The organism is Virgibacillus sp. L01 (assembly GCF_052246775.1).
Lineage (GTDB): Bacteria > Bacillota > Bacilli > Bacillales > Amphibacillaceae > Lentibacillus.
Genome location: NZ_JBQQCP010000001.1, coordinates 23,993 through 50,573, shown reverse-complemented (window position 1 = coordinate 50,573; position 26,581 = coordinate 23,993). Strand labels below are relative to the sequence as shown.

Below are 26,581 nucleotides of genomic sequence, written 5' to 3'. Positions count from 1 at the left end.
GGTCTTAAATTGTATCTGGAAACTGTTAAAATCAAGAATTTTAGAGGGTATGGTTGTAATCAGAATAGAGAAGACGGCTTTTTTGTGTTCGATGATTTGCATAACGATTTAGTGATCTTTAATGGATTTAATGGTTTTGGAAAATCATCTTTCTTTGAAGCTATTGAATGGGGTCTTACGGACAGCGTGTCTAGATTGAAAAATTTTGAGGATATTTACAATAAGAATGATTTGAAAAAATCCTATCATTTAAAATTCTTCCACCCTAGTAAGAGGGATAGTGATGAACGAGAGATCTGTGTGATATTACAATTCACAAATGGACTGAAACTTACTCGTAAATCCAAAAGTATATCTATTGGATTCGGTAATTCCGATAATTATGAGTCTACATTTTATGCAGAAAAAGACGGCTATTCTGTAGAGGATTCCTTCATGGATTCACTGGTGAAAGATGGTAAGATTGATTCCGATAAATTTATTAAATCTCATTTGTTAGGTCAAGAAAGTATCAATCATTTTATAAGATCGAACCGGCCAGAAGAGCGAAGAGCTATCTTCATGGATATGCTAAACCTTAATCCTTTGTACACTTTATACTCAGAGATAAAAGAGTACAAAAGAAGTGGTGCCATTACATCTGAAATTAATAAACTTGAAAGTGAAGAAACCTCCTCTCAAAATAATATCGAGCAAGTAGATACATTTTTAGAAGGCCGAGATTTTGGGTCTGTGAGTGACTATCTCAATCGCATCGATCAAAAACGGGAAGAACTTAAGGAATTAGTTAATAGATATAGTGATTCATCTGAAGAAAAAATTCAAGACTCCAAGGTAACAAGTCAAAAAATTAATTCGCAAGGATTGGCTGACTTTAATAAATTTATCGATAAAGAATCACTGAGATTAAATAAATTACATACCTCTCAAACCGACAAATTAAATGCTTACAAAAGAATTAAAGAGACTATATCACGTATAAACGAATTAAAAATAATAGAAGCAAATTATAGAAAGACAGCTGCCTATAAGTTTTTATTAGAGAACAGCTATACTGGAATATATTCCGAAATCACCGAAAATGTTGGAGATTATTGGAGTTCTAAAAAGATTATTGCAAATCAAGCTTCAAAAGAGAAAGAATTAATTAAGCTTAAAACAAAATTAGAAACAGCAATACAATTTAATGAAGATGAGAATATAAGTAGTCACTTTATAAATAATCTTGAGCAAATAATTAGAGATATATCTTTGTTAAAAGATTTTCTTGTTGAAAACACAGAGTTGTCTAACGAGGTTAAGAACGTCAATAGAGTAGTAAGCTTCCTTGAGGATACAGACTGGAGTAACTTAGAGAAACAGAGAAAAAACTTAAATGAACAACTGAACGAAAGTTATAGAGATATTGAGCTGATCGATCATAAGATAAAAAGTGCCTCTACGTTAAATGACACGTATCAATCGTTATTATTAGAAATGAGGAACTATATTGATAGCAAAGGAGAGGCATTGGATGAATGTCCAGTATGTTTGAGTCAATATCTTGATGATGCACCTTTGTCATTTACAGAAGATGAGCCATTTTATCACAAACTCTTAAAAATAATTGACTTTACTACTCAGCAAGGTAATGAACAAGTGAAAGAACTTGTAGAGACTAAGAAAAGCATGAAAGTTGTTGAAGGAATAACATTAGATAACTTAGATAAGATTAATGAACAATTTAATGAAAAAGCACTTCAAATTAAACAACTTATTACAAGCGTTCTTGATAAATCAATAACATATTTTAGTAATCTGAAAGTTGAAGGTAAAGAACTAAAGAAAAGTGCAGTAGATAGCTTCAAGAAAAACAGACAAAAGTTACGGGATTTAAAAAAGACTATAGTTGAACTTTTGGGTGAACAAGTTAAAGTAGACAACGTGGATAGAAGTAATATAAGAGAGAAAATTAAGGAGTTAAACGAAGAAAGAAGTGAATGGTTGGAGAAGAAGAAAAGTAATTTTAATTTTATTGAGGACCCTAGTATTTCCGATATATTATTTGAAACTAAAGAGCTTTTGAACAAAGACGGAGTTGGTGAATTTTATCCTGAAAAAACTGAGCTATTAAATAAGAAGATCACAAGAAGTAGTAAAGATTTAAAAGTTATAGAGGTTTTGATTGAAAAAATTGATGAAATTTTGAAAATCAAGATGCCAGATGATTACCTAAAAATGGTTATTGAATACGGTAAGTTGGAAGATAAGACAAATTCTATTCGTGATAAAATTTCTTTACTTCGTCAGCAGCAGACACAAATGAACTCAGATCTTCAATCGCTCTCAGCTCTGCAAGAAGAAGCGATAGAATCTAGATTGAAAAACCACCCTTTAATTCAATGGGTGTATAAAGCTATTAACCCACATCCTTTCTATAAAAATCTAATTATTAGTAGTGAGAAAAGCGGTACTAACTTCAAAGATGAGGAAGAGAATATAGTGTTGGATCAAATTTTTAGTTCTGCTCAATTGAATGTATTGGCACTAAGTGTATTCCTAGGGTTAGGACTTAACAATTCTACTAGTAAGCTTAACCATTTCTTTCTTGATGACCCAATACAAAGCATGGACGATATAAATGTACTTGCTTTTATAGATGTCTTAAGAGGGGTGCTTGATTCAAAGATGAATAAAAAAATGATTGTGTCTACACATGATGATAATTTTGCGAAATTATTGAGTATTAAAATGAGAAACAAGAATACAACTCATTTCAAGTTTGAAAACTATACTTCAGAAGGGCCTCTGTACGGAAAGGTTTAAAGCAATATTATTAAATTGTAATTCTCTTTATGAAGCACGGAGAAGGTTCTTGTGCTTCCTCTAAATTTCTAACAATATAAGTGATAGAAGTGGGTTCTCAATAGTTGAATTAACTCTTTGAGAATCCTTTTTTTGTTTTTTTGGCCCCTATATAACAACGTTGGCATGTGGGGCGCTTCCATCATCTTGTCACGAAGCGGGGCTTTTGAAATAGGAAGCGCCAGAACCGTCCGAGGCCACTGAAAAACATCTCCTAAAAAATGTAAATTGAGAGTGGAAAAAGAAAAAAGTATAAGAAAAACCCCCGGAATTTGGTATAATAGAATTGTCTAGAAACTATTACCACACGGGGGTTTTGTCATGCTTAAAGACAAAGATATGCAATTAAGCATCTATTCATTATTATACTTTAAAATTCCGGAAAATCATATGCTTAAACGAATAAAAGAGGCAGTTGATTTTAGTTTTATTAACACACTTCTTGAAGACACTTACTGTAAGCATTATGGTAGACCTGCCAAAGAACCTGAATTAATGATTAAGCTTTTAACGTTGCAGTATTTCTATGATCTATCGGATGTACGCGTGATTGAAGATGCTTCTTTAAACCTAGCGTACATGTATTTTCTTGATATCAACCCAGAGGATTACCAGATCCAAGCCTTTTAGCCAAATTCAGAGTGAAGAAATTACATGATAATGACCTAACGGTAGACGAGCTTAATACCGAGGTTGTAAGGCAATGTGTAGAAAAGGGAATTATTGAAGATCCTGGGGTAAGTGTTGACACTACGCATTCAGAAGCAAATACATTTAAAGCAGCACCTGAAAGGGTTATGAAGCGCTTGGCAAAAAAGCTATTTAAAACACTGGATGAAGAAGTTGGAGAAGTGCCTAGTACCGTAAATCAGGAAATTCCAGATTATAAGGAAATTGAAGACCCCAAAGAAGCTAAGTCTGCCATGAAAACGTATTTAGAAGAAGTGATGAACCAGGTCGAAGGAAGTGTAGAAACAGAGAATACCACTAAAACAATACAGGTAATGGGGAATGCAAAGAAAATACTAGAAGACCCTAAATTTATTGAACAAAAAGGGGTTCGTTCCATTGTAGACCAAGACGCTAGAATAGGACACAAAAGTAAAACTTCTCATTTTTTTGGTTATAAAACGGAGTACGCCATCACCACAAAAGACAGAATTATAACTGCGGTTCGAGTAAATAATGGAGCCTACGTGGATGGGACACAGTTCAATGAATTAATGGATTTAACAATGAAAACCGGACTGAATATAAAAGAAGTATATGGAGATAAAGCCTACTTCAAAAAGCCAATATTGGATAGAGTTAAAGAAATGGGAGCAGCACCATACATTCCAGTTAATGCGATGGCTTATAGGATAGATGAGGACTTATTTAGTTATAACAAAGATTCAGATGAATGGTTTTGTGTACAAGGTAATAAAACAGAAAGAAAAAAATACGCAAAAAATAAACGTGGTAGAGAATCGTACAGGTATTACTATGAAAAGGAAAAATGTAGAGATTGCCCATTAAGGGAAAGTTGCGCTGGCACAGCAGTACGTAGAATTTTGGTAGTAGGGATTAATGCTCCCGAATTTTATACGTACAGTCAACAACAAAAGACAGAAGAATTTAAAGAAAAATACATGAAAAGAGTTTGCCAAGAATGGAAAAATGGTGAGATGAAGAATTTCCACGGATTAGATCGTGCCAGGGGGTACGGTCTAAAAAGCATGATCTTACAGGCGAAATTCACAGCATTCGCGGTATATTTAAAGAGGATAGCAGGGATACTATCCTCTAAAAAGGGGTCTGATTTTAATAGTTTTATCATTTTCTGGAAATTAACGGGCAAAAAATGTGAAATACAAAAAATTTGCGCCTAAACTATAAAAAATGAATTAAAAAAGGGTACTTTTTCAGTTGCCTCGAACCGTCCCCGCGCTTCCAAATATTGATGTAAAAAGTTAGCAATTATGTTATTTAACACTTTTTTAATAAAACCAACTTAATTTATGGTAAAATATTCTAATATGGTACATTTATTTTCTGGAAAATGGAAGTATTGAAAATTTACCAAAAGGGGTTGTAGTAAATGCAGGGGGATTATATCTATATTACTCTTTTCCTCATTGGACTAATGGTAGTAGTATTTTTTACTGTAAAAATTTTCACAATAGTTAACAGCTATAAGATAAAATCGAAGCAAGATAAATTAGAGAAAACAATTATGGTAGAGAGTATTAATGAAAGTCATGAGGAAGTAAATATACTCACCGATGTTCATACAGAACTACCTTGGGAAGTAAAGACTGTAGATAGTTTTAATATAAATGAATATGAATACCCACAATTAGTACCTCTTAATAGGAATTTGAAGGATAATATTAATAATCTAGTAAAACTAGCTCCGACAGCTACGGATATTTTAAAAACAGATAAAAAGGTCATTATAAAGTTTAGTAAAGAAATTCTTGATAAAGTGAATTCTGGAGAATTAACATTGATGAAAACAAAGGGAGCGGCAAATGAATTTAGAACAATGGTAGTTGATTCAAAAAGTAAAATTCGAGGTCATGGTGCAATAGAGATAAAGAATGCAAAAAGACTAAACCCTGCTCAATTAGCTAATGTTGCGCTTGGAGTTATGACTATTGTTTCGGCACAAGAACATTTAGAAAATATCAACCAAAGATTAAATATTATTGATAATAAGGTTAATACACTATTGAGATACAATAGAAATGATAAACTTGGTAGAATTCAAGGTGCAATTCGATATTTGAAATCTATATTACCTGATTTGCAAAAGGGTGACATAACTAGTAACCATGCATACTTTACTAAAATCGAGGATATCTATCTAGACTGTTATCAAGAGTTACAATCTATATTTATAGAACAGCCGAATATCATTAATAGCATTAAAAACGTAAAGGAAGTAATTAAATATGATTTAGATAGTGTTGTAACAGAGGTTGAAACTATAGCTACCACATTTGAAAAAGATCTATCCCTATGCTTTGGGAACTTAGAGTTAATGGTCATTTGTTTGAATATGAGAACCTATATTGAAGGTACTGATGAGGTAAGTCTTTTAAGGCTTACTGATATTGAAAATGATTATAAGAAAACGATTAATCATTTAGACAATTTTAATAGAATAACCAAAGAAAAACAAATAAAGTTAGATGGGAAATTTAGATTTGAAAGTGCTGTTAATGAACGTAAAAAAACATTGGAAGAAAAGATCACCTACCTTAACAAAGCAATCACCAAGAATATCAAAGACATGGAAGAACAACTAACCCAACTCAAACAAGGAAAAAATTCTGATTTAAATGAACCAATTGACCTTCAAGTAGAGTATGATGAAGCGGGTGAAATTACAGCTTTGTATAAGTTGAAGAAGGCCAATTAGTGATTTAAATAATACAAACAACAACAACAAAACAATGCTAACATTTTGCTAACGCAGTCCTGTGAAAAACGTTAAACCCCTCGTTAAAGATGTTACAGTAAGATTACGTTTATATGCCGCACTCTACGCACATAACATTAAAAATATTATAGAGGTGTAATGAAATAGGAGGCAATTAGATGAGGATATTAGATATAGATATGGACTTTTTCTTAGATGGGATAGCTCATTGGCAGAATGGTGAAGAACGATTAAATGATGAAGATTTTAAACCATGGAATGAAGAGGAGTTTAAACGATTTTTAGAAGACAAGTGTTTATTAAGTAAAGATAACCCTATTAAAGGACGTATTATCAAAGAACATAATGAAGCGTTTTTCTTTTGGGATGAATTAATTAAAGAACATGGTTTAATGACACCATTTCATGTTACGCATATAGATGCGCACTCAGATACTGGACTTGGAGATAGTGGTTATATATACATTATGGGAGAATTAATGTTACAACCAATCGAAAAGAGAAGGGAATTACTAAAATTAGACAAAGTATGGATGGGGAATTACTTATCTTACGCTATGGCTTGCGGTTGGATTAGTGATATTAATTTTGTTGTGCCAGAGTTTTGGGAGAATGAAATGTTTAGTGGTCATTTGAAAAATTTTTCTGATGATTGCATGGCGTTTCAATTTAAAGGTTTCAAAGATATAGATATTGGTATGAGCTATGAAAGGATTGTAGGGCGTATGATTTCCCCTACTACTATAGATGATGAGATACCATTTAAAATTATTAGAAATAAAGAGTATCAAGCAGAAGAGAAATATGACCGTATTGTATTTTGTCAGTCTCCAAGTTATACACCGCAGAAAGCTGATTATATGCTTGAAGTAATTAAACCCTATATTATAGAAGAATAAAAAAATGGAAGTGTTAGGATGTATTGTTCAAAAACTCTTAATATTGTCATTAGAAAAATGCTAACATTTTGCTAACGCAATCCAGTGAAAAAGGGTTAATTCTTGTTAAAGATGTTACAGTAAGAATTTAACAGAACCATGATATACCGCACTCTCACCTAAGGGGCGGCATGATGTGATACTCCTGAAACCCTTGTTATGACTGGGTTTGTTGTTAGGGTTAGAGTGAAGTGCTAACATTTTGTTAACATAAAAGATTTTAATCGAGACTTCACATGAGTTAAGTGAACTTTTGGGAAGCTTCTTTTTTTAATTCTGTCGTAACATGGAGATACACATTTCTAGTTATTTGATCACTCGAATGGTCAAGTCGATCCACAATTTGTTCGTAAGCGTCAAACAGCCCACACCGAAAATCTAGGTGTGGGCTGTCCAAAATACATTTTTTCTACAAATGGTAAGAAGCACAATCACCCTAATGATGAAACAATAGCAAGAATTATCAATAGGAAATTACCCTTTGGGTTTAACAATAGGCATCTAATTTTTAATTATCCATCTATAAGTAAAATTTTCTGCAAAAAAGAACTTCAACAAAAATATAAATACTTTATTACCTTGCCTGATGATGAATTTATTACAATGCTAGAAGTATAGAGGTGGAATAAAATGAAAACTGAATCTCATAAAATTGTTGAAAAAGCAGTTTGTAGATTGACTTGTGGTGAAGGTGATGATTGTGATAAAGCCACAGCGTTTCTCATATCTCCAGATCTGGCTGTGACTGCTACACATGCAATTGAAGAGTATTACTTAGAAAAGAAGCGCTAGAACCGTCCCCGTGCTTACTACATTTCGGTTCATTTTTTGGGCGATTTTCCTTTGTGAAAGGCCCACTTTTAAATAAGCAGACAGTTCGCCTCTTTCCATTTCGTTTAAGTGTGAAAAAGACCATTTAGGTGTGTTAGAATAGGCATGAGTCATCGTGAATTTTTTCCTCCGTGTGTTAAATTGTTTTGGTCGACATTAATATAACACGGTTTCACGATGACTTTCTATATTAATTTTGGTGTTGCATTTGGTTTTACAATGAACCAAAACATGTCCTTTATGGAAGAGGTTATTAAAAGTGTTGATAAATAAATTTTCAGTAAATACGCGTGATATGACGGATAATCAACTGTAATCATTAAAAGACAAGGAGAGAGATTGATAAAAAAACTTTTTACTAAGTTCGATGGTATTTAACAAAATTGGGGGGACAGGAATGCCTAATCTGTTTAATCAAAACTTGATTCAAAGTTTTAGCCAAAGGCATTATATTGAAAATCAAACTGAAAAGCAAAAAGTAGTTCAAAGTTGGAAAAAGAACTTGGAAACAATTAAGGGGGTTAACGAAAAGTCTCTTCAAGGTGCTTTTCTACAAGGAATATTCCTAAAGGTTTTGGGATATAAAGGTATTGCTGAATCGGAAGGAGAATGGAATTTTAACGCAGAAGTTTCCACTGAAGTGGATGCGTCTATACCAGATGGAATACTAGGTTTCTACTCATCCGAAACTGCAAGTACTCAAGCTATAATAGAACTAAAATCCCCTAAGATAAGTTTAGATGAAAAGCAAAAAAGAGCCGGAAAGGACTATGGTACACCTGTAGAACAAGCTTTTAGCTACACTAGTAAATATGATGGTTGTAACTGGGTGATCGTATCCAACATGATTGAAATTAGGCTATATAAGGTAGGACGTAGTCAAGCGTATTATGAGTCATTTTATATAGATGAGTTAGACAATGAGGCTAACTTTCAAAAGTTTAATTTTTTATTATCTAAAGAAAACTTAATAAAAGAAGATGGACAAAGTCCAACCGAAATTTTGAGCGTGAGAACCAAAGAGCATGAGCGAGACATCTCTATTAGTTTTTATAACCTCTTTAAGGGTGTAAGAATACAGCTTTTTGAAGAATTAAAAAAAAATAACCAAGGTTATCCAGAGGAATTACTGTTAGAGAAAGCTCAAAAATTTCTAGATAGGATAATCTTTATATGCTTTTGTGAAGATTTAGGGCTTTTACCTAATGACTTATTACATAAAGCTATAGAGCGGGGAAAAGATTCATTCAGTAACAGTGATACTGTTATATGGGAAGAAATAAAAGGGGTTTTTAGAGCTGTTGATGAAGGAAATGAGAAAAAGCTTATTCCTGCATATAACGGAGGACTCTTTAAATATGATGAAAAACTAGATGAGCTCATAATCAAAAACGACTTTTTTGATGAAATTTATAATATCTCGTCTTATGATTTCAAGAGTGATGTTAATGTCAATATATTAGGTCATATCTTTGAACAGTCTATTGCGGATTTAGAGGAATTAAAATCAAATATTAGAAATAATGATTATGACATACAAAGTTCTCGTAGAAAAAAGGATGGCATTTATTATACCCCCGAGTATGTTACGAATTATATTGTAGAAAATTCTATTGGTAGGCTTCTCGATACTATTAAAAAAAATATGGGAGAAGATGAATTGCCGGATTTAGAATCAGCTACCACACCCCAAGTTGAAGGCAGATATAGAAAACAATTACTAAAGTTTTATCAAGATTATGAAACAAAGTTGATGAACATAAAGGTGCTTGATCCGTCTTGCGGGTCTGGAGCTTTTCTTAATAAAGCTTTTGACTTTTTATTAAAGGAATACAAATGGATCCATAACAAGATTTCCGCTATAAAAGGTGGTCAGACGTCAATATTTGATCTTGTAGCATATCAGAAAGGCGTTCTACAAAATAATTTATATGGCGTAGATCTTAATGAAGAATCAGTTGAAATATCTAAGTTATCTCTTTGGCTTAAAACTGCAAATAAGAATGAACCTTTAGCATATTTAGATGACAACATTAAATGTGGAAATTCATTAATAGCTGACTCTCATATATCAAAGGATAAGGCTTTTGATTGGGAAGAAGAATTTAAAGATATAATAGAAGATGGCGGTTTTGATGTCATTATTGGTAACCCGCCATGGGGAGCATATTTTACTGATGAGGAGCGGCAATACCTAAGAAATAAGTACCCTCGAGTTATAGTTAGGACTGTTGACTCTTATATCTATTTTATAGAACAATCTATAAGGATAACGAAAATAGGAAATCCAATTGGCTTTATAATCCCAAGTACAATTCTTAATCAAACTGATACTAAGGCTGTACGTAATGTGCTCTTGGATCGTGGATTGTCTTCTTTAATAAGCATGGGAGAAAGAATTTTCGGTAATGATGTATTAAACACGTCAACAATTTTTATTAGCGAAGCCCAAGGTTCAGAGGATGAAATGGTAGTAAATGAGCTGAAGGATTTAACACTTTCTCAAAGGGGGGAAGTTTTAGATAACCCTAAATTAGCTAATATATTCCAATGGGAAAATTGGAAGAAAATTGTTGAGGATGACCCTGACCTTACTTTTTTCCTTAACAATATTGAGGAAATTAAAATTCTGAATCGAATGAGAGGATTACATCCACCCCTCATTGAAGCATTGGATGGGAAAATACAACGTGGTGTTAGTCCAGACATGGTAAAGCAACATGTAGTCACAAAAGATGAAATTGCAAAATACAAACTAGAGGAAGAGTTACTTTATGGAAGTGTAAGTGGTTCTCAAATTAAACGTTATAAAGGCTGGAAAGTAGATCAATATATAATTTATACTTCTAACCAAACTAATATTGATTTATATCCCAATACTTTCTCATTTATGTCACAATTTAAAGAGCAAAATAAATGTAAGGAAGTCCAAAAAGAAAAACATCATTGGTGGGCTTTACATAGAGCTAGAGATCCACTTATTTTTAAAGCTCCTAAGATTATTGGGATAACTACTTCAAAAGTTATTGAACTTATTTACGATCATTCAGATAACCTCGTTGTGACGGATGCCATGTATGTCTTTAATCTCCCACGGCAAAGTGATCCATGGGCTAATATAGCAATGCTACAATCCAAATTATTCTTGTTCCTTTATCGAGTGGCAAACCAGGGTGAATCTCGAGTAATTCCACAAATAAAGGCAAGCAAGTTACAAAACATCCCTTTTCCAAAGTCTATTTCGGATGAAAGTTACTGGATAATGTTAGGGGATAAAGCTAAAAAAATGTACATGCTTCATAGTGAGTTGGATAAAAAAGCATCAGGGGGTAGAGGAGGTAGTAGCTTAGATTTCCAAAAACTCTTAGATAAGTATGCCTCCAACAATGGTTTAACTCTAGGAACAATTTCAGAGTTAGGAGGTTTTTGTAATAAAATATATACTGGCCACTCCAAAAAAGTCAAAGAGATTAGTGTCTCAATAAATGATACAATACTAACTATTTCTACCAGTAAATCTGGTGGGGGTAAAATGGATATAATCAAATTCGAAGTTAAAGATAAGTTGAAACAAAAATATCTAAAAGTTTATTTAGAAAATTTAAATGAAAATCAACTTGAAAAGATTAATCAAGCTAAAGGAAATATTTCAACTAAGATCTTAGCTATTAATATTCCTGATTTCGAGAAAGACCATGTTATAAAAACAATTATAAGAGAGTGGGGGGAAATCACTCAAGAAAAGAAAACGCTTTTAAGTAATATAAGAAAAACAGAAAATGAAATAAACAGTTTAGTTAATAGGATGTATGATCTGGATCAAGAAGAAGTAACAATAGTTGAAAAAAACATCAATTAGTTAGCTGTTTTAGGCTTAGTAAGCAAAAAGAAAAAAGATCTTAATTAAACATTTTCATATCAGTTAAGATATATAACCTTAAAAAAGAAAACCATTTAAATATGGTATATCAATTTTTGTTATAGGATATGACAGCATCCCGAATTTTTATATCACCAAATATATCCATCAGATACCTTCAACAAAATTTACATTGATATGAAGAAAAGGCAGGTCATGATATTAAGGTCATGACCTGCCATCTTTTAATAAGAGATTTCTACTTTGTTTTGACAGGTTCCTTTTTAATCCAAGATGTCTTCAATTCAATTCCCGCTCTTTTAATAAATTAAAAACGGGGCATCTATCTACTTCAGCTTGTAACTCTGATAGTCGTTGATAACTTTCGTCAGTTTCAAAGTGGGGAGAAACACCTTTCACCAACATATAAAGTGTGAGTTTTTCAGAGGGCTAGTTGTTAGCTCCCCCCAATTAACGATACAATGTAAGAAGTATATTAATAGTTAAGGAAGGAGCAATTATTTTGACTACATATCCAAACGTAAACGAAACAAAAGAGCTTATTAAACAACTGGTTTCTATTCCGAGTCCATCAGGTAACACGGAGAAAGTGATTCAATATGTGGAGGATTTTTTACATGATCTGCAGGTGGAAACAAAGCACAACCGTAAGGGTGGTTTAATTGCGACATTACCTGGGGCAAATGACAAGGAACACAGAATGTTAACCGCACATGTTGATACACTAGGTGCTATGGTTAAAGAAGTGAAAAGTAACGGGCGCCTGCGTCTTGACCTTATCGGCGGTTTCAAATATAACGCTATTGAGGGTGAGTACTGTGAAATCCAAACCACCAGTGGCAAAGTTTACACAGGAACAATCCTAATGCATCAAACATCCGTCCATGTCTATAAGGATGCAGGAAAAGCTGAGCGTAATCAGGAGAATATGGAAGTCCGTATTGATGCAAAGGTTGAAAATGCTGATGATATTCGAGAACTTGGTATTGATGTAGGTGATTTTGTTTCCTTCGATCCACGTGTTCAGATAACAGATAACGGTTTTATCAAATCACGCCATTTAGATGACAAAGCAAGTGTCGCCGGCCTCATGCAACTTATAAAAAGAGTAAAAGAAGAAAATATCACATTACCTCATACGACACATTTTCTAATTTCAAACAATGAAGAAATTGGCTATGGCGGTAACTCCAATATAAATCCTGAAACAGTCGAATACCTGGCTGTCGATATGGGGGCAATGGGTGATGGCCAAACCACTGATGAATACACCGTTTCGATCTGTGTGAAGGATGCCAGCGGACCATATCATTATGGATTGCGTAAGCATCTTGTAGAGCTTGCTGAATCAAATAATATCGTGCATAAATTGGATATTTATCCGTACTATGGTTCCGATGCATCAGCTGCAATCAGGGCTGGGCATGATATTATCCACGGACTTATCGGACCAGGAATTGATTCATCCCACGCATATGAACGCACACACGAGACGTCATTAGATTATACGGAACAACTTCTTTATCAATATGTACTTTCTGAAATTGTATCCTACTAATGAAGCAATGGCCCGGCATACGCTGGGTCATTTTTTTAAGTAAAAAAATACTTTGTATACAAAATATATTTACACAAATAATATTTTCGTATATACTAATAAAAGTATGCTTGAAAGGGGTATTCCTTGTGTCAATGGATAAAGCAATTGGTTCAGCATCGGTTCGGCTTAGCAAAAAAATTACACGCATTATAAACTACTATTTAAAATCATTTAACATTACAACAGAGCAATGGAGTGTTCTCCGTACATTAAACGAATCTGGTCAGGTTACACAAAAGGTATTGTCTGAACGTGCGGATAAAGATCAGGCAACATTAACAAAAATCCTTGATCTGTTGGAAAAGCATGAGTATGTGTATCGTGTTCGAAATCCGGAAGACAGACGTTCTTTTTTGATTAACATTACAGATAGGGGGTCACAACTGGCTGAAGAAGTTGGACCTTATCTCGAGGAAATTTATCTCAAAATAATCAATGACATTGATAAAGATCAACTAGCAATTTTCCAAGAAGTCTTGTATTCACTGGAGAGCAACATCGATTCACAACTAGACGAAGCAAACAAATAGAAAGAAGGAATTTATTTTTATGGGTAGAAATACATCAAGATTATGGACGTCCCAATTTATAGTCATTGTCGTGATGGCTTTTTTATTTTTTCTATGTTTACAGTTACTGACTGCAGGTTTTCCAGCTTATATTATGGAGATTAAAAAGAACCCGACACAGGCTGGTCTGATGACAACGGTCTTTATGGGGGCAGCGATTTTAACGCGTCCGCTAATTGGCTATTTGATTCATAAGGTCGACGTTAAAGTAATGAGTATTATTACGCTGATCTTGTTGGCACTAACGATTGGCCTGAGTTACGGACAGACTTCCGTAAGTCTCCTGTTGTGTCTGCGGGCATTGCATGGGGTTGCATTTGGTATTATTACTACCATACTCTCTACTTTGGCGACAAACATTATTCCGGTTAAACGGCTTGGGGAAGGCATTGGCTATTACGGATTAGCTACGAGTGTTGGTACAAGTGTGGCCCCAATGTTTGCCATTTCAATGCTGCAGCTATACTCGTACAATCTTCTAATTATATTGTCCATTGTAATGACAGTAGCTGCATTGGTGCTTGGATTTTTTGTAAAAACTCCTAAGATTAGTGCCTCTGCCGACACAGACAAGCAAATTTCATTTAAGGAATATGCATTTGATAAGAAGGCATTACTTCCGTGTATTTTAGCAATGTTCTTTACAACGACTTTAGGAGGAGTAATCAGTTTTATGAGTGGTCTTGGCGCGGAAGCTAATATTGGAGCATCTGTGTCATTATTTTTCCTTGTGATGACAGTTATGATGGTTGTTGTTCGTCCATTCTCCGGGCGATTGTATGATAATCTGGGACATAAAATCATCATTTATCCTGCTGCAACCGCTGGTATTATCGGATTATTTCTATTATCTATTACCCAGAATACGATGACATTGCTTATAGCTGGGGTAATGTACGGTTTTTCTTATGGAATAATGACACCAACTTTACAGGCAATTGCTGTTGGTTTCGTGGAAAAAGAAAAGCAGGGAACTGCCAACGCCATGTTCTTTTCATCGATGGATTTGGGAATTGCAGTTGGATCAACAGGGCTTGGTGTGCTTGCGTCCCTTACAAGCTATCATTTCATTTATGGTTTTTCGATTATTAGTTTGCTAGTATTGTTGCTGTTATATACGTTTGTATTTGTCAGGGATGAAAATGCGAAGGAAACGGCATTATAAGAAAAAGGAAGCCACCAACGCTGGATTGGTGGCCTTTGCTTTAATTTACAGTACATATTGATATATACAGAAAAAGTGAAATAGACTTCCGAACAGGATGAAAATATGAAAAATCTCGTGGAATCCCATATGTTTAAATGATAGAAACTTCGGCTTGAGCCAGTAGATAAGTGCCCCCATCGTGTAAAAAAGACCTCCAAGGATTAGCAGAGTCATTCCGTTCATACCTATGATTGGCGCAAGTGCAGGACTATAAAATACAACAATCCACCCCATCACAATGTATAATGCTGTCGACAGCCATCTGGGTGAGTGAAACCAAACTAATTTAAATGTTACTCCGGCTATTGCGATACTGTTGATCACTGCAAATAAAATCCAGCCGGTTACCCCCTGTAAACTTATTAAACATAGTGGCGTATAGGTGCCAGCGATTAATACAAATATCATGGAGTGGTCAATTCGCCTTAAAAAGGCAATGACATGATTTTTTGCAACAACCATGTGATATGTTGCTGACGCTGCATATAATAAAATCATGCTAACTCCAAAAATTATCACGGCCACGATTGCTAACATAGAATCTGTCGTTGCTGCTGCTTTTATGACCAAGGCAAGTAATCCCACAAACGATAAAATAGCGCCAAACAAATGTGTCAGACTATTAATCGGCTCACGTATATAATTCCCCATATTATGAAACACCTTCTTAACTAGTAGTTTTAGAAACTATATAACGATGATATATCTGTGTTAATATGTAGTCAATGATTAGTGGTAGTGGCATTTAAAAGGATAGTTATTTTACTAGGCAGATAAGAAAGTATAAATCCTTTCTTACTGCATAAGTGCAACTAAGGCTTTCGCCATAAAGGCTTGGCGATAAGCCAAGTTTTCTAAACGAATTTCAACTGAAAGAAGGTACTGCAAAATGCGGTTAAGCATTCTCGACCAAGCTCCGATATCAAATGATAAAACAGCAAATGAAGCATTAGCAGCATCGATAAAACTAGCCCAGACTGGTGATGATTTAGGTTATACACGTTATTGGATTGCCGAACATCATGATCTGCCAGGATTAGCTTGTCCTGCACCAGACCTTATGCTTGGGATTATTGGAGCGAAAACCAATTGTATCAGAATCGGTGCTGGTGCTGTACTGTTACCTCACTATAAGCCTTTTAATGTTGCAGAAAGATATAATATGCTTGCCACTCTATTTTCGGATCGTATCGACCTTGGGATTGGACGAGCTCCCGGTGGTTCAGCAGAGGCGAGCATTGCGTTATCAGGTGACTTTTTAAAACAGGTAAACCAGTTTTCTGATTCAATTGATGAAGTCCTGCAGTTTTTACATAAAAGTTTTCCAAAAGATCACATGTATTCGAAAATAAAGCCGTCTCCTGTCCCAACGTATTCACCAGAGCCGTGGTTACTTGGCACAAGTGAAAAAAGTGCAATATTGGCTGCTGAAAAAGGTCTTCCATATGCGTATGGGCATTTTATCAGTGATGCAGATGGTCCTTCAATCGTTAAGCAATATACAAAAAAACATTCAGAAACGATTGTAACAGTTTCAGCCGTTTGTGCAGAAACAACAGAAAAGGCTAATGAATTGGCATTAAGCAGTCAACTTTGGAGTGTATTACGTGCAAAAGGTGAGGGGAGCGGACGTATCCCATCTGTTGAAGAGGCTAAGGCGTACTCTTTTTCGGATGAAGAAAAAGAAACAATTAGGAAAATGGAACGCAAAATGATTATAGGTGATCCAAAAGAAGTGAAACAGCAGCTTGAACAACTGCAACTGCTTTATCAGGTAGATGAATTTATGCTTGTTACTATTACACACAGTTATGAGGCAAGACAGAAATCTTACGAGTTAATTGCAAAAGAAATGTTAGCAGATAACTAATATGGAGGGGATACGATGATTGACTTACGAAGTGACACAGTGACTAAACCAACACCAGAAATGCGGCAAGCTGCCTTCGATGCAGTAGTTGGCGACGATGTATACCAGGAGGATCCGACAATAATAGAATTGGAGGAATTATCTGCTCAAAAGCTGGGCAAAGAGGCTGCAATGTTTGTCCCAAGTGGAACACAGGGGAATCAGATTGCCGTATTGACGCACTGTCAGCCAGGGCAGGAAATTATATTAGAAGCAGATTCCCATATTTTTAAATATGAGGGTGCATCCATTTCAGCACTTGCAGGTGTCCAGCCAAGAACTATATATGGAAAGAACGGTGCCATGAATCCTGGTGAAGTTCAAGCAGCGGTTCGCGGAGACGATATACATTTACCGGAGACAGGGCTGATTTGCCTTGAAAACACACATAATCGTGCGGGTGGAGCAGTTGTTTCACTTGATAATATGCGAACAATTTTTGAAATGGCCCAGCAACAAAATATACCTGTTCATCTTGACGGGGCACGTATGTTTAATGCGGCAGTTGCTACAGGAATTGATGTAAAGGAATTTGCGGCGTATACTGAGACGGTACAGTTTTGCCTATCGAAAGGGTTGGGTGCACCTGTTGGCTCGATAATTGCAGGATCGTCCGCATTTATCAAAAAAGCAAGGAAGTGGCGTAAACGCTTAGGAGGCGGATTAAGACAAGCTGGCATTATTGCTGCACCAGGTTTAGTCGCGCTACGCACAATGGTTGACCGACTAGCAGAAGATCATGAAAATGCGCAATTATTGGCAGACGGATTGAAAGAAGTAAGCGGGTTAACAATCGAAAATAACGTCGATACCAATATTGTGCTTGTAAATACTGAAGATGCTGGATTACGTGCAGAACAGTTCTTAGAGATGCTCAAGGAATCTGGTATTCTAGCAGTACCATTTGGTCCAAATACAGTCCGCTTTGTCACGCATTTTGATGTTTCAAAAGAGGAAATCCGGAGTGTGATTGATCGAATTGGTGCTTTGGTGGGTGCGAATCGATAAAGATTGAAGCGGAAACGATAAACATCGATTAAACATCGACAACAAAACGATAAGGAATCAGGGTGTGCTGTTCCCCTCTAGGGATAGCACACCCTGTTTTTTATACCAGTATACGCCTTGAGACCTAGTCCGAAATATGGCTGTGGATCATTACAAGGACGCTGTTTAATCGGTATGATTGATTTATGAAAGGAGGCGGGATACATGAAAAAATTTATGTTGTTCGTCGGAGGATTGGTTGCATTTTTTATTTTGCTGGCTAATCTTGGTCCGATGATTTTACTAGGAGTTAGTGTATGGCTGCTGTATATCATCTTTAAAAAGTTCATCAAAAGTGATTCTGCAGCAGGAAAAATTGGCTGGGTAATCGCTGGTTTATTTGTATTAGGTATTGGACTGTCAAACTTCTATGCAGTAATCGGCATTGCAGCAGCATATGTCTTGTACTTAATTTACACAAGCTGGAAAGATGATGATGATCAATCAGTTGATCAAGTAGTAGAAGATAATGACCCATTTACAAACTTTGAACGCCAATGGGCAGAAATCAATAATTAATAGATGAAAAGGAGCGATTTTCGATGACAAATATATTTACACGGATAAAAGATTCAGTTTCGTCAGATCTTCATAATATAATGGATCAAAAGGAACAGAAAAATCCAATTGCAGCTTTAAATCAATATTTACGCCAAAGTGAGCAGGAAAAGGAAAAAGTACGCAAGCTTGTTGAGCGTCAATATAAATTGAAAGATGAATTTACCAAAGAATATCATAAGGCACAGGATCTTGCCGATAAACGACTGAAACAAGCAGGTATCGCAGAAAAAGCAGAAGAAGCGCAAATGCATGAATTCGCTGTAAGAGAGCATGAAGAGTATCAGGTACGTGCAGATCGTATGAAAGCTTCACGTGAAGAAGCAGTTGAGCAGTTGGAAACATTAGAACAGAAATATGAAGAGATGAAGCACAAACTGAAAGATATGCATTTGCGCAGAATGGAATTAATGGGTCGTGAAAATGTCGCACATGCGAACCATCAAATAAATAAGGTAGTGGAAGAAACATCAGAAAAACCTTTTTCACGCTTTGCTGAAATGGAGCAGTACATTGAAGGTCTGGAAAACAAAGTAAATACTTCCTATTACAGAAGTACATTTGACAGTAAAATTGACAAACTCGAAAAAGAAATGCAGGAAAAGGCAAATTAACAGCATTATGTATCAACATAAGAAAAAATGATATACTGAACAGGCGCAGTCCTTCTGCGTCTATTCGGCTAGCGTCGGTGCTTAGTGGCTAGTGTACTTCCCTCCCTGTGCTTACGATAAGTCAAGCTAGAAAGAAAATCACTTTCTGCTTTCCTTTATCTCGCACAGGTCAGTCCAGTCCATACGCCACTATACAAGCACCTATGCTTTTGCTACTACATAAATTGAGAGGGGGTCACTTCATGTTTCAACGTTTGTCGACAGATACATTTAACTGGATATTGATAATTGGAGTGATTCTTTTTGTTATAGAAGTCGCCTTTTTTCATGGTGGGATGATTTTTTCAGCTTTATTTTCGGGCTTTTTTATCTATATCGGCTGGAAAAAGTTCTATCGGTTGTGGGGAAAAATCTTTTTCTGGTTTGGGGTAGTTGGTTTAGTATTTGCTGTCTTAAATATGCTGGCAGTCCGTTTCCTAATTCTGGCAGCCATCGTTTTATTCATTATAAACTATTCCAAGTCAAAGCAGGAATCGGAACAAATAAATCCAAGATTAACTGGAACCGAAGAGGTAAAAAATGAAACAGTTACACAATTGAAGCCATTGTTTAACCATAAAGTTTTCGGTGATCAACGTACGGAGGATACAGCATATCAATGGCGGGATATTAATATTCATGCGGCTTTTGGTGATAGGGTGATTGATTTAAGCAATACCGTTCTTCCTAATGATACTGTAGTGATTTCACTACGTCATATCGTTGGTAACGTTGAAATACATGTTCCTTACGAAGTAGAAGTAAGCGTACATCATAGTGCCGTTTTTGGGCGTGCTCATATTCTTGGAAAGCATCATTGGAAGTTGATGAATCAATCGCTTCTCTACCAAACAGAAGACTATGACACAACTTTTCCACGCGTGAAAATTGTAACGTCAGTACTCTCCGGAGATATTGAGGTGAAGCGGATATGAGTCCTATTTTACGTCACGTCTTTACCGCAATTTTATTTGCCTTGCTCATCACGCTGCTGATGATTGGGATTACAATGGCAGCTTTTCCACTTGATAACTGGTCGTTAATAATCGATCGAACGATTTATGATGTACCATTTTTAGTTTTTGCGCTTGGAATACCAGTCGTTGCAGGTGCAATTATTGGTGTAACAACGGGATGGTACTGGCGACAACGGCTACAGCGTGTGTCGAAGCATTTAGATGAAATTGCCAAAGGTCAAAAGCTATCAACCGATGATGAAGTCTATAAAGAGCTTGATAAAATTCAACAATCCATGGAAGAAATTCAGGAAAAAATACGTATTCAAACTGAAAATGCACAACGTTTGGTTACAGAAAGGGCAACTGAACGAGAGAAAAGTTTACAGGAAGTTGTTGTCCAGGAGAGGAATCGATTAGCAAGGGAACTGCATGATTCGGTCAGTCAGCAGCTGTTTGCGGCGTCAATGATGATGTCGGCCATTAACGAATCGAACCCGCCTGATGACGCATCAATCAAACAGCAGCTGCAAATGGTCGAGAAGATGATTCATCAGTCGCAGCTTGAGATGCGTGCACTACTCCTTCATTTGCGACCTGTTGCACTAAAAGGGAAATCCATACAAGAAGGTGTAGAAGAGCTATTGGTTGAACTCACACAAAAGGTACCAATGGTGATTGACTGGAAAGTAGAAGCACTCACCATTGATAAAGGTGTGGAAGACCAGTTATTTCGAATTCTGCAGGAATCTGTTTCAAACACCCTTCGTCATGCAAAGGCATCTTCATTTCACGTCATGTTAATAGAGCGTGATCAAACTGTAATTATGCGTGTAGTTGATGATGGAATAGGATTTGATATGGAGAAGGTTAAAACCAGTTCATATGGACTTCAAAATATGCGCGAACGTGCTTTTGAAGTGGGTGGAACGTTTAAAATAATTAGTTTGCCTAATGAAGGAACAAGGTTGGAAGTAAAAGTCCCAAGCTTTAGAAAAGAAGGTGAAAGTAATGATTAACGTACTGTTTGCTGACGATCATGAGATGGTTAGAATTGGCGTCGCAGCCTACTTGTCAGCCCAGCAAGATATTGATGTTATCGCTGAAGCTGGTGATGGTGGAGAGGCAGTTGAATTGGCCCTGGATTTAAGGCCCGACATCATCTTAATGGATCTGGTAATGAAAGAAATGGACGGAATTGAAGCAACAACGAAAATTATCGAGCAATGGCCTGAGGCAAAGATTATTATTGTGACAAGCTTTCTTGACGATGAAAAGGTATACCCGGCACTTGAAGCGGGTGCAACTAGCTATATGCTGAAGACTTCCAAAGCAAATGAAATTGCCAAAGCAATCCGTGCAACTTATGATGGCCAATCTATTTTGGAGCCTGAAGTAACAGGGAAAATAATGAACCGAATGCGCGAAAAGCCTGTCGCTAGTCCACATAGTCAATTGACTGACCGTGAAATGGAAATATTAATGCTTGTTGCACAGGGGAAAACAAATCAGGAAATTGCTGATCAGTTATTTATTGCCTTAAAAACAGTGAAAGTTCATGTTAGTAATGTTCTGGGAAAATTGGAAGTACAAGATCGAACACAAGCAGTTATTTACGCCTTTAAAAATGATTTAGTTTAGACTCCTTTTGTATGTATTACTTCTTTTTAAACGCAGCAATTTGAAAAAGCCACAATCATTGTGGCTTTTTGTAATATCTTTCGACCAAGTTATAAATGGAAACGAGTTCATATAATATAATTAATTCGGGAGGAAAGGTAGTTGGATGAACATCACTATTTTTGGTTATTTCCTCATTGTCATCCCAGAAAATTTCCGTTAATTGCTTGAGCTGCTTATGGTGTTTTGCAGACGTATAGTTGGTTTTATTTTGCAATGAATAAGATAGCTCTGATACAGCTTTTAATATATCCGTTCGTTCTTCTCTTGACCATGAAATTGTTTTCAGCGGTGTATTAATTAGGTTATCAATATGATAGTGAATGAGTCTTAACCGAAATAGATGATTCTGTGCAGATTGGAATTGAGCCTTTTCCGTTCCAACTAAAGGGTGATATTTAGTTTCTTCTCTTTGGAAACGGATTAATGTTTCTGTTTGATGAATTGTTTTATCCAGCTGGTCGACCTGCTTCTGATCAGTAGTCTCTATTTCATTATCTTTCTCCTCCAAAATATCCCGGAATACTTCTTCTATGACAACCCCTGTTCTTTTTCGGATCTCTTGTATCTTTTGAATAATATCTTTGGTATAATCTGGCGGCAAAACAAACATATTAACGGCAGTTGAGACGACTAACCCTGTCGTTGTAGTACCTAATCGGATAAAAAATGATATTAAATAATTGCTATGAATAACTTCAACCATTGCAACAGCGGTAAGTGTTGCAACAAGCAGACCTGCATGCAATTTAAATTTGAAACATGTAGCAATTGTAAACACAGCTGCAAGTGAATAGGTAAGTGGTGAATTACCAAAAATCGATATAAATAGCACCGCATATGCCGACCCGATTGCAGATGCAGGAAAACGAATAAGTCCTTTTCTGATTGAGTCTGAAACAGTTGGTTCAATTGTAACAATAGCTGTTATAACGGCAAAAACGGGTGGCCATTCTAATAGGACACAAATCCATGCAGTTATAAAAATTGCCACACCAGTTTTGACAACCCTGCTGCCAGGGAAATTAAAATGCTTCATATTCTGATTCACTCCAAATTATGATTCATATCATATTCTTCCATAGTTTAGCCAATTTGCAAATCTTTTTTTTACTTTACTCTTGGTTCAATTACATAATTCAAAGATAAACCAGTATCTGGAAATGTGCTAGGATTGTTGACTTGCCACTGCAACGGACGCTTTTTACGGGCATCTCAAGGCTAAAATCATTAGGAAAAATGATAGTCATATGAGATTGACTCACTTTACTTTTAAGAAATATAACTTTTTATGTCTAAAGAATAAGTAGACAAAGGTATTCTCCGTTAGCTTTCAAAAGAAAATCAAATTTTTCAAAAAAAGGGTTGCATTTTTTTAAAAAAACACATAGACTGTATTATAACAATTAAATAATAAACTAACTGTTATATATAAGGGAGGAGGAAATACATTGAATACCCCAATATGCCCGGAGTGTGGAAAGCAAATTGATGACCGAAGCTACACATTAGAATGTGATTATTGCCTATCAAAAAGGGAAGAGTAAATTTTTTTTGGATATATTGTTATATAACAATGTGTCAATTAAATTATTGTATTATAACAAGGAAGGTGTGAATTGATGCTGACGAAAAATGAAAAAGTACGAATAAATAATCATTTGGGTGATAAATTTGATGAAGTCTTAACAGATGATGCTTTGAACTTTATCGCTAAACTTCATATTCATTTTGAAGAAAGAAGAAAGAGGTTGTTAGAACTTCGAAACGAGTTACAAAATGGTCAACAGGAATTGGATTTTCTGCCGGAAACAAAAGATATACGAGAAAGCGAATGGACAATTGACCAATTGCCAACCGATCTGCAGGACCGGCGAGTTGAAATCACTGGTCCGGTCGATCGGAAAATGGTTATTAATGCACTGAATTCAGGTGCTAAAACTTTTATGGCGGACTTTGAAGATGCAACATCTCCGACATGGGAAAATGTAGTAAATGGCCAAATTAATTTAAAAGATGCCATTCGTAAAAAGATCGATTTTCAGGGAGATAACGGCAAAGAATACAAGTTAAATGATAGTACAGCTGTGTTAATGGTACGTCCACGTGGATGGCACCTTGAAGAACAGAATCTTACAATCAATGGCAATCCGGTTTCTGCTAGTTTTGTAGATTTTGGACTCTACTTTTTTCACAATGCAAAAGAGTTGTTAAGGCGTGGATCAGGCCCCTATTTTTATTTGCCGAAACTTGAAAATCACCTGGAGGCACGTCTTTGGAACGATGTATTTGTCTTTGCACAGAATGAACTTGTTATACCACAAGGTTCAATAAAAGCTACTGTACTAATTGAAACGATTAATGCAGCTTTTGAAATGGATGAAATCTTATATGAATTACGTGAGCATTCTGCAGGGCTCAATTGCGGCAGATGGGATTATATTTTCAGCTTTATTAAGAAGTTTCAAAGTAATCCGGACGTCCTCTTTCCAGATCGTTCTACTGTAACAATGGATGTTCCGTTTATGCATGCATACTCTTTACTTGCGATTAAGACTTGTCATCAGCGAAATGCACCGGCAATAGGAGGAATGGCTGCACAAATTCCAGTGAAAAATGATCCAAAAGCAAATGAAGCTTCATTTCAGAAAGTACGTGCAGATAAGGAACGTGAAGTAACGGACGGACATGACGGAACATGGGTTGCACATCCAGGGATGGTACAGTTTGTAAAAGATATATTTGACAAAAGAATGCCAGAGTCCAATCAAATTTCAAGGAAACGGGAGGATGTAGTTGTTTCACGAGAAGATTTGCTGGAAGTACCTCAAGGAAAAATAACGGAACAGGGAGTACGAACAAACATAACGGTAGGTATTCAATATATAGCAGCTTGGCTTCAGGGACGTGGCGCTGTTCCAATTAATCATTTAATGGAGGATGCTGCCACAGCAGAAATTTCACGTGCCCAGTTATGGCAATGGATTCGTCATCCGAATGGAGTCCTTGAAGATCAGCGGAAAGTTACATTGAAAATAATTGACAAAATAGTACAAGAAGAATTCGAAGACGAAAAGTATAAAGAAGCTTCCAGTTTATTCAGGGACCTTATCGTGCGAGATGATTTCGCTGAATTCTTAACAATCCCAGCATATAAACAATTAATGAAAGGGGAGATTAATAATGGAAAGTAACCGGGTAGAACAAATTAAAAGTGAGTGGGACCAGAATATACGGTGGGTGAATGTTGAACGGCCATATAAGGCAGAGGATGTTATTCGGCTACGTGGATCGATAGATATTGAACATACGCTAGCAAAAAAAGGTTCAGAGAAATTATGGAATTTGGTTAATAGTGATAATGATTATGTGAATGCATTAGGTGCACTGACTGGAAATCAAGCGGTGCAGCAGGTTAAAGCAGGCTTGAAAGCTATATACTTGAGCGGCTGGCAGGTAGCGGCAGATGCCAATATGTCCGGTCAGATGTATCCGGACCAGAGTTTATATCCAGTTAACAGTGTTCCGAATGTTGTGCAACGAATTAACCAGGCATTACAACGTGCAGATCAAATCCATCATGCTGAAGGTGATGATTCAATTGATTGGTTTGCACCAATTGTCGCAGATGCGGAAGCCGGTTTCGGGGGGCAGTTGAATGTTTTTGAATTAATGAAATCCATGATTGAAGCAGGTGCGTCAGCTGTACATTTTGAAGACCAGCTTTCATCGGAAAAGAAGTGTGGTCATTTAGGTGGAAAGGTATTGTTACCAACTCAGACAGCAGTTCGAAATCTAATTTCTGCACGCTTAGCAGCAGATGTAATGGGAACACCAACATTAATCATTGCCCGGACAGATGCAAATGCGGCAGATTTAATTACAAGTGATGTAGACCCTTATGACGCAGCGTTTTTGACTGGTGAACGAACGTCGGAGGGATTTTTCAAAACAGAAGCAGGAATTGATCAGGCGATTGCCCGTGGGATTGCTTATGCACCATATGCAGATCTAATCTGGTGTGAAACATCGGAACCTAACCTGCAGGAGGCACAAAAATTTGCCGATGCTATTCATGAAAAATATCCTGGCAAACTGTTAGCCTATAACTGTTCACCATCCTTTAACTGGAAGCGCAAACTTTCGGAGCAGGAAATGGCCAGTTTCCAAGATGAACTTGCTCAGATGGGCTACAAATTTCAATTTGTAACGTTGGCAGGATTTCATGCGTTAAACCATAGTATGTTCGAGCTTGCCAGGAAATACAAAAATAATGGAATGGCAGCATACTCTGAATTGCAGCAAGCTGAATTTTCCAGCGAAGATTTTGGGTACAGTGCAACACGTCACCAGAGGGAAGTCGGAACAGGATATTTTGATGAAGTAGCTCAGGTGATATCTGGTGGAGAATCATCAACTGGAGCGTTAAAGGGATCAACAGAAGAAGAGCAGTTTACTAAATAAGAATGGTAAGGACACTTT

The 26,581-nt window shown here is 36.1% G+C and carries 19 protein-coding genes and 1 pseudogene; 18 read left to right on the top strand and 2 right to left on the bottom strand.

Features of this window, described 5'->3' with window-relative positions:
- Positions 1-9: 9 nt before the first annotated feature.
- From ACTWQM_RS00205 to ACTWQM_RS00165, 9 genes and pseudogenes are all read left to right on the top strand, one after another.
- Positions 10-2,805 (top strand): hypothetical protein, encoded by a 2,796-nt coding sequence (locus ACTWQM_RS00205; protein ID WP_443256156.1) that lies wholly within the window; start codon positions 10-12, stop codon positions 2,803-2,805.
- A 360-nt stretch (positions 2,806-3,165) separates the two neighbouring features.
- A pseudogene (locus tag ACTWQM_RS00200) lies at positions 3,166-4,715 on the top strand (IS1182 family transposase).
- 209 nt (positions 4,716-4,924) lie between these two features.
- Positions 4,925-6,250: a hypothetical protein gene (locus ACTWQM_RS00195; protein WP_443256155.1), complete on the top strand. Its 1,326-nt coding sequence runs from the start codon at positions 4,925-4,927 to the stop codon at positions 6,248-6,250.
- A gap of 179 nt (positions 6,251-6,429) precedes the next feature.
- Entirely contained in the window at positions 6,430-7,170 is a 741-nt protein-coding gene (locus tag ACTWQM_RS00190) for a hypothetical protein (protein ID WP_443256154.1), read from the top strand.
- A gap of 669 nt (positions 7,171-7,839) precedes the next feature.
- Positions 7,840-8,001 (top strand): hypothetical protein, encoded by a 162-nt coding sequence (locus ACTWQM_RS00185; protein ID WP_443256153.1) that lies wholly within the window; start codon positions 7,840-7,842, stop codon positions 7,999-8,001.
- A gap of 436 nt (positions 8,002-8,437) precedes the next feature.
- Entirely contained in the window at positions 8,438-11,899 is a 3,462-nt protein-coding gene (locus ACTWQM_RS00180; RefSeq protein ID WP_443256152.1) for an Eco57I restriction-modification methylase domain-containing protein, read from the top strand.
- A 523-nt stretch (positions 11,900-12,422) separates the two neighbouring features.
- Positions 12,423-13,478 (top strand): M42 family metallopeptidase, encoded by a 1,056-nt coding sequence (locus tag ACTWQM_RS00175; protein ID WP_443256151.1) that lies wholly within the window; start codon positions 12,423-12,425, stop codon positions 13,476-13,478.
- A gap of 134 nt (positions 13,479-13,612) precedes the next feature.
- Entirely contained in the window at positions 13,613-14,050 is a 438-nt protein-coding gene (locus ACTWQM_RS00170; RefSeq protein WP_443257061.1) for a MarR family winged helix-turn-helix transcriptional regulator, read from the top strand.
- A 19-nt stretch (positions 14,051-14,069) separates the two neighbouring features.
- Positions 14,070-15,254, top strand: a complete 1,185-nt coding sequence (locus ACTWQM_RS00165) for an MFS transporter (RefSeq protein WP_443256150.1) — start codon at positions 14,070-14,072, stop codon at positions 15,252-15,254.
- Between the two features lie 45 nt (positions 15,255-15,299).
- On the opposite strand, the gene trhA is transcribed toward ACTWQM_RS00165, so the two are convergent.
- Complete coding sequence (gene trhA, locus ACTWQM_RS00160; RefSeq protein WP_443256149.1) at positions 15,300-15,947, bottom strand: PAQR family membrane homeostasis protein TrhA; 648 nt, start codon at positions 15,945-15,947, stop codon at positions 15,300-15,302.
- A gap of 238 nt (positions 15,948-16,185) precedes the next feature.
- On the opposite strand from trhA, the gene ACTWQM_RS00155 reads away from it, so the two are divergent.
- The 7 genes from ACTWQM_RS00155 (at position 16,186) to ACTWQM_RS00125 (ending at position 22,060) form a co-directional block, all read left to right on the top strand.
- Positions 16,186-17,166: an LLM class flavin-dependent oxidoreductase gene (locus ACTWQM_RS00155; protein ID WP_443256148.1), complete on the top strand. Its 981-nt coding sequence runs from the start codon at positions 16,186-16,188 to the stop codon at positions 17,164-17,166.
- A 15-nt stretch (positions 17,167-17,181) separates the two neighbouring features.
- Entirely contained in the window at positions 17,182-18,213 is a 1,032-nt protein-coding gene (gene ltaE / locus ACTWQM_RS00150; protein WP_443256147.1) for a low-specificity L-threonine aldolase, read from the top strand.
- Positions 18,214-18,417: 204 nt separating this feature from the next.
- Positions 18,418-18,771: a lmo0954 family membrane protein gene (locus ACTWQM_RS00145; protein ID WP_443256146.1), complete on the top strand. Its 354-nt coding sequence runs from the start codon at positions 18,418-18,420 to the stop codon at positions 18,769-18,771.
- Positions 18,772-18,794: 23 nt separating this feature from the next.
- Positions 18,795-19,424, top strand: a complete 630-nt coding sequence (locus ACTWQM_RS00140) for a PspA/IM30 family protein (protein WP_443256145.1) — start codon at positions 18,795-18,797, stop codon at positions 19,422-19,424.
- A 242-nt stretch (positions 19,425-19,666) separates the two neighbouring features.
- Positions 19,667-20,398, top strand: a complete 732-nt coding sequence (gene liaF / locus ACTWQM_RS00135) for a cell wall-active antibiotics response protein LiaF (RefSeq protein ID WP_443256144.1) — start codon at positions 19,667-19,669, stop codon at positions 20,396-20,398.
- A complete protein-coding gene (locus ACTWQM_RS00130) occupies positions 20,395-21,438 on the top strand; it encodes a sensor histidine kinase (RefSeq protein ID WP_443256143.1) in 1,044 nt (347 codons plus the stop codon). The genes liaF and ACTWQM_RS00130 overlap by 4 nt, the downstream gene beginning before the upstream one ends.
- The gene (locus tag ACTWQM_RS00125; RefSeq protein ID WP_443256142.1) at positions 21,431-22,060 is read left to right on the top strand and encodes a response regulator; all 630 of its coding nucleotides are present in this window, start codon (positions 21,431-21,433) and stop codon (positions 22,058-22,060) included. Before ACTWQM_RS00130 ends, ACTWQM_RS00125 begins: the two co-directional genes overlap by 8 nt.
- Before the next feature lie 55 nt (positions 22,061-22,115).
- Here the strand turns inward: ACTWQM_RS00125 and ACTWQM_RS00120 are convergent, their stop codons facing one another.
- A complete protein-coding gene (locus ACTWQM_RS00120) occupies positions 22,116-23,138 on the bottom strand; it encodes an FUSC family protein (protein WP_443256141.1) in 1,023 nt (340 codons plus the stop codon).
- A gap of 583 nt (positions 23,139-23,721) precedes the next feature.
- On the opposite strand from ACTWQM_RS00120, the gene aceB reads away from it, so the two are divergent.
- Together aceB and aceA are read left to right on the top strand one after the other, a co-directional pair.
- On the top strand, positions 23,722-25,293 hold the full coding sequence (gene aceB, locus ACTWQM_RS00115) for a malate synthase A (RefSeq protein ID WP_443257060.1): 1,572 nt from the start codon (positions 23,722-23,724) through the stop codon (positions 25,291-25,293).
- A complete protein-coding gene (aceA, locus tag ACTWQM_RS00110) occupies positions 25,283-26,563 on the top strand; it encodes an isocitrate lyase (RefSeq protein WP_443256140.1) in 1,281 nt (426 codons plus the stop codon). The genes aceB and aceA overlap by 11 nt, the downstream gene beginning before the upstream one ends.
- Positions 26,564-26,581: the final 18 nt, after the last annotated feature.